The organism is Ornithinicoccus halotolerans (assembly GCF_009602535.1).
Taxonomy (GTDB): Bacteria; Actinomycetota; Actinomycetes; order Actinomycetales; family Dermatophilaceae; genus Ornithinicoccus; species Ornithinicoccus halotolerans.
Map to the genome: position 1 here is coordinate 1 of NZ_WIQI01000158.1, position 4359 is coordinate 4359.

The 4359-nt window shown below is 72.1% G+C and carries 6 protein-coding genes; all 6 read left to right on the top strand.

The window, feature by feature from the left end; all coding sequences use genetic code 11:
- Positions 1–925 (top strand): Fe-S cluster assembly protein SufD (sufD, locus tag GFJ45_RS15270; protein ID WP_153398725.1); only part of this gene is annotated, 925 nt, incomplete at its 5' end.
- Positions 922–1272, top strand: coding sequence for a non-heme iron oxygenase ferredoxin subunit (locus GFJ45_RS15275; RefSeq protein ID WP_153398727.1), 351 nt, complete (start codon positions 922–924; stop codon positions 1270–1272). The genes sufD and GFJ45_RS15275, both read left to right, overlap by 4 nt.
- Before the next feature lie 29 nt (positions 1273–1301).
- On the top strand, positions 1302–2060 hold the full coding sequence (gene sufC / locus GFJ45_RS15280) for a Fe-S cluster assembly ATPase SufC (protein ID WP_153398730.1): 759 nt from the start codon (positions 1302–1304) through the stop codon (positions 2058–2060).
- Between the two features lie 2 nt (positions 2061–2062).
- Complete coding sequence (locus GFJ45_RS15285; protein WP_228387153.1) at positions 2063–3364, top strand: SufS family cysteine desulfurase; 1302 nt, start codon at positions 2063–2065, stop codon at positions 3362–3364.
- Positions 3364–3846: a Fe-S cluster assembly sulfur transfer protein SufU gene (gene sufU, locus GFJ45_RS15290; RefSeq protein WP_153398732.1), complete on the top strand. Its 483-nt coding sequence runs from the start codon at positions 3364–3366 to the stop codon at positions 3844–3846. Before GFJ45_RS15285 ends, sufU begins: the two co-directional genes overlap by 1 nt.
- An 8-nt stretch (positions 3847–3854) precedes the next feature.
- Positions 3855–4184, top strand: a complete 330-nt coding sequence (locus GFJ45_RS15295; protein WP_153398734.1) for a metal-sulfur cluster assembly factor — start codon at positions 3855–3857, stop codon at positions 4182–4184.
- Positions 4185–4359: the final 175 nt, after the last annotated feature.

Sequence of the window (4359 nt, forward strand, 5' to 3'; positions counted from 1 at the left end):
TTGTCGACAGCGGGAACCCCGTCTGCCCCCGGGTGACCGGGCGGCCGTGCAGGCGATCGCCCGCAGCGGCGGCGCGCTGCGGCTGGACATCGCCCGCGAGGCCGAGCTGACCGCCCCGGTGCGGCTGCGGCTGACCGGTCAGGGTGGCGAGCCGGTGTTCGGCCACGTGGTCGTCACCGCGGGGCGGCACAGCAAGGCCACCGTCATCGTCGAGCACGACGGGACGGCCGAGTACAGCGAGTTCATGTCGGTGCGCACCGAGGACGGCGCGGACCTGACCGTGGTTTCGCTGCAGCGCTGGACCGATGACTCCCTCCACCTCGGCCAGCACGAGGCGCTGGTCGGGCGGGACAGCCGCTACCGGCACATCACCGTCAGCCTCGGCGGGGCGATCGTGCGGCTCAACAGCAACGTCTCCTACGCGGCACCGGGCGGGGACGCCACCCTGCTCGGGGTCTACTTCGCCGACTCCGGCCAGCACCTGGAGCACCGCTCCTTCGTCGACCACAACCAGCCGCGCTGCACCTCCCTGGTGACCTACAAGGGGGCGCTGCAGGGGCAGACCGCCCGCACCGTCTGGGTGGGTGACGTGCTGATCCGGGCCGAGGCCGAGGGCATCGACACCTACGAGCTGAACCGGAACCTGGTGCTCACCGACGGCGCCCGCGCCGACTCGGTCCCCAACCTGGAGATCGAGACCGGCGAGATCGAGGGTGCCGGCCACGCCAGCTCGACCGGCCGGTTCGACGACGAGCAGCTGTTCTACCTGATGTCCCGGGGCGTGTCCGAAGACGAGGCCCGCCGGCTGGTGGTGCTCGGCTTCTTCGCCGACGTGGTTGCCAAGATCGGCGTGCCGGAGGTCGTCGACCCGCTGATGGCGGCCATCCAGGAGGAACTGGCCACCGACATGGGTCGGTCGGCATGAGCACCAGCACGCCCCAGGCGGCGACGCGCGAGGAGGACTTCGTGCACGTGTGCCGGGTGCAGGACCTGCCCGAGGTCGGCGCCGCGTGCGCCGAGATCGAGGGCCGCCGGGTGGCCATCGCCCGGGACAGCGAGGGCCGCGTGCATGCCATCGACGACACCTGCAGCCACGCCAACGTCTCGCTCTCCGAGGGCGAGGTCGAGGGCACCACGATCGAGTGCTGGCTGCACGGCTCCCGGTTCGACATGACCACCGGCGAGCCGACCGGCCTCCCGGCCACCGTGCCGATCGCGGTCCACACCGTGCGGCTGGACGGTGACGACGTCTACGTCGCCCTCAACGACTGACCTTCCCACCTGAACCACGAGAGAGAGCCATGACGACACTCGAGATCCGCGACCTGCACGTCAGCGTCGAGACCGACAAGGGGCCCGAGGAGATCCTGAAGGGCGTCGACCTGACGGTCCGCTCCGGCGAGACCCACGCGATCATGGGGCCGAACGGGTCGGGCAAGTCGACCCTGGCCTACTCGGTCGCCGGCCACCCCAAGTACACGATCACCTCCGGCAGCGTCACCCTGGACGGCGAGGACGTGCTCGAGATGGGCGTGGACGAGCGCGCCCAGGCCGGGCTGTTCCTGGCCATGCAGTACCCGGTGGAGGTGCCGGGCGTGACGGTGTCCAACTTCCTGCGCACCGCCAAGACCGCCATCGACGGCCAGCCGCCCAAGCTGCGCACCTGGGTCAAGGACGTCAAGGACGCCATGACCAGCCTCCGGATGGACCCGGCGTTCGCCGAGCGCAACGTCAACGAGGGCTTCTCCGGCGGCGAGAAGAAGCGCCACGAGATCCTGCAGATGGAGCTGCTCGCGCCCAAGATCGCGATCCTGGACGAGACCGACTCCGGCCTGGACGTGGACGCGCTGCGCGTGGTCTCCGAGGGCGTCAACCGGGTGAAGGAGAACACCGGCCTCGGTGTCATGCTCATCACCCACTACACCCGCATCCTGCGCTACATCCGGCCCGACCACGTGCACGTGTTCATCAACGGCCGGGTGGCCGAGTCCGGCGGCCGTGAGCTGGCCGACCGGCTCGAGGACGAGGGCTACGACCGCTACCTGAAGGTCCAGGCCTGAGCGTGGCCCCCCGCACCCCGCTGACGGCGCAGGAGGTGGCCCGGATCCGGGCCGACTTCCCGATCCTGGCGCGCACCGTGCGCCAGGACCGGCCGCTGGTCTACCTGGACAGCGGCGCGACGTCCCAGAAGCCGCTGTGCGTGCTGGACGCCGAGCGCGACTTCTACCTGCACCACAACGCGGCGGTGCACCGCGGAGCCCACCAGCTGGCCGAGGAGGCGACCGACGCCTTCGAGTCCGCCCGCACGCGGGTCGCCAAGTTCATCGGCGCCCGACCGGCGGACGTGGTCTTCACCAGGAACGGCACCGAGGCGATCAACCTGGTCGCCTACGCGCTGAGCAACGCCGGCGCTCCCGGTGCGCTGGACGGCGCCGACCCCGCGGCCGCGGCCCGGCTGCGGCTGGGCCCGGGCGACGAGATCGTCGTCACCGAGATGGAGCACCACGCCAACCTGGTGCCGTGGCAGGAGCTGGCCCGGCGCACCGGGGCGAGCCTGCGCTGGATCGGCGTCACCGACGAGGGCCACCTCGCTGACCCGGCCGAGGTCATCGGGCCGCGCACCCGGGTGGTGGCGGTCACGCACGTGTCCAACGTGCTGGGCACCCGCACCGACGTCGCGGCCGTGGTCGCCGCGGCCCGGGCCGTCGGTGCGCTGACGGTGCTGGACGCCTGCCAGTCGGTGCCGCACTTCCCGGTCGACGTCACCGAGCTGGACGTGGACTTCCTGGTCTTCACCGGGCACAAGCTGCTCGGCCCGCAGGGGATCGGCGTGCTGTGGGGTCGCGGCGAGCTGCTGGCGGCCATGCCGCCGTTCCTCACCGGCGGCTCGATGATCGAGATGGTGCGGATGGAGGGGTCCACCTACGCCCCGCCGCCGCAGCGGTTCGAGGCCGGCGTGCCCATGGCCGCACAGGCGGTCGGCCTGGCCGCGGCCTGCGACTACCTGGACCGCATCGGCATGGCCCAGGTCGCCGCCCACGACAACGCGCTGGTGACCCACGCCCTGCAGCGGCTGGCCGAGCGGCCCTGGGTGCGCGTGCTCGGACCCACCGACCCGGCCGACCGGGTAGGGGCGGTCTCGTTCGTCGTCGACGGCGTGCACCCGCACGACGTGGGCCAGGTGCTGGACGACGCGGGTGTCGCGGTGCGCACCGGGCACCACTGCGCCTGGCCGCTGCACCGGCGGCTGCGGGTGCCGGCCAGCACCCGCGCCAGCTTCCACGTCTACACGACCACCGCGGAGGTCGACGCCTTCGTCGAGGCGCTGGACCGGGTGCCGGACATCTTCGGGGTGAGCGCCTGATGGACCTCTACGCCGAGCTGATCATCGAGCACGCCAAGCGGCCCCAGCACGCCGGGCTGCGGGAGCCGTTCGACACCGAGACCCACCACCTGAACCCCAGCTGCGGGGACGAGGTGACGCTGCGGGTCCGGCTGGACCGCTCCGGGGAGCACCCGGTGCTGGCGGACGTCAGTTATGACGCCATGGGCTGCTCCATCTCGGTCGCGGCCACCTCGGTGCTGGCCGAGGAGTGCCTGGGACGGCCGGTCCCGGAGACGCTGCAGACCTACGCCGCCATGCACGCGATGCTGACCAGCCGGGGCCAGGACGAGGGCGACCCGGAACAGATCGGTGACGGGGTGGCGTTCGCCGGCGTGAGCCGCTACCCGATGCGCGTGAAGTGCGCGCTGCTGGGCTGGGCCGCCTACCTGGACGCCCTCGCCCGCGCCGGCGTCGACATCGGCGGCGCACCCACCGACGTGAGAGCCTTGGAGCGGAGCTAGGAGGAGCCATGACCACCGAGACCAGCACCCCACCCAATGTCGCGGACGTCGAGGAGGCGCTGCGCGACGTCGTCGACCCCGAGCTGGGCATCAACGTCGTCGACCTGGGCCTGGTGTACGGCGTGACCGTGGACGCCCAGTCCCACGCCGTCATCGACATGACGCTGACCAGCGCGGCCTGCCCGCTCACGGACGTGATCGAGGACCAGACCGCGGCGGCCCTGGAGGGCCTGGTGAGCAGCTACCGGATCAACTGGGTCTGGATGCCTCCGTGGGGCCCGGACAAGATCACCCCCGAGGGGCGCGAGCAGCTGCGGGCACTGGGCTTCAACGTCTGAGTGACCTGCTGACCAAGACCGTCGAGGTCGCCCCCGAGCGGGTCGCCCGCTGGGTGGGCGGCTTCGTCGCTCGGCACGGCCTCCCCGGCCCCACCACGGCCGGGGAGGCCGTGGTGCTGTCCGCCCCCGACGGCGCGGTCGCCACGCTGCGGGCCTGGCGTCCAGCCGCCGAGGC

Coding starts and splice junctions, on each gene's coding strand:
- GFJ45_RS15275 (WP_153398727.1), top strand. CDS start 922: ATGAGCACCAGCACGCCCCAGGCGGCGACGCGCGAGGAGGACTTCGTG.
- sufC (WP_153398730.1), top strand. CDS start 1,302: ATGACGACACTCGAGATCCGCGACCTGCACGTCAGCGTCGAGACCGAC.
- sufU (WP_153398732.1), top strand. CDS start 3,364: ATGGACCTCTACGCCGAGCTGATCATCGAGCACGCCAAGCGGCCCCAG.
- GFJ45_RS15295 (WP_153398734.1), top strand. CDS start 3,855: ATGACCACCGAGACCAGCACCCCACCCAATGTCGCGGACGTCGAGGAG.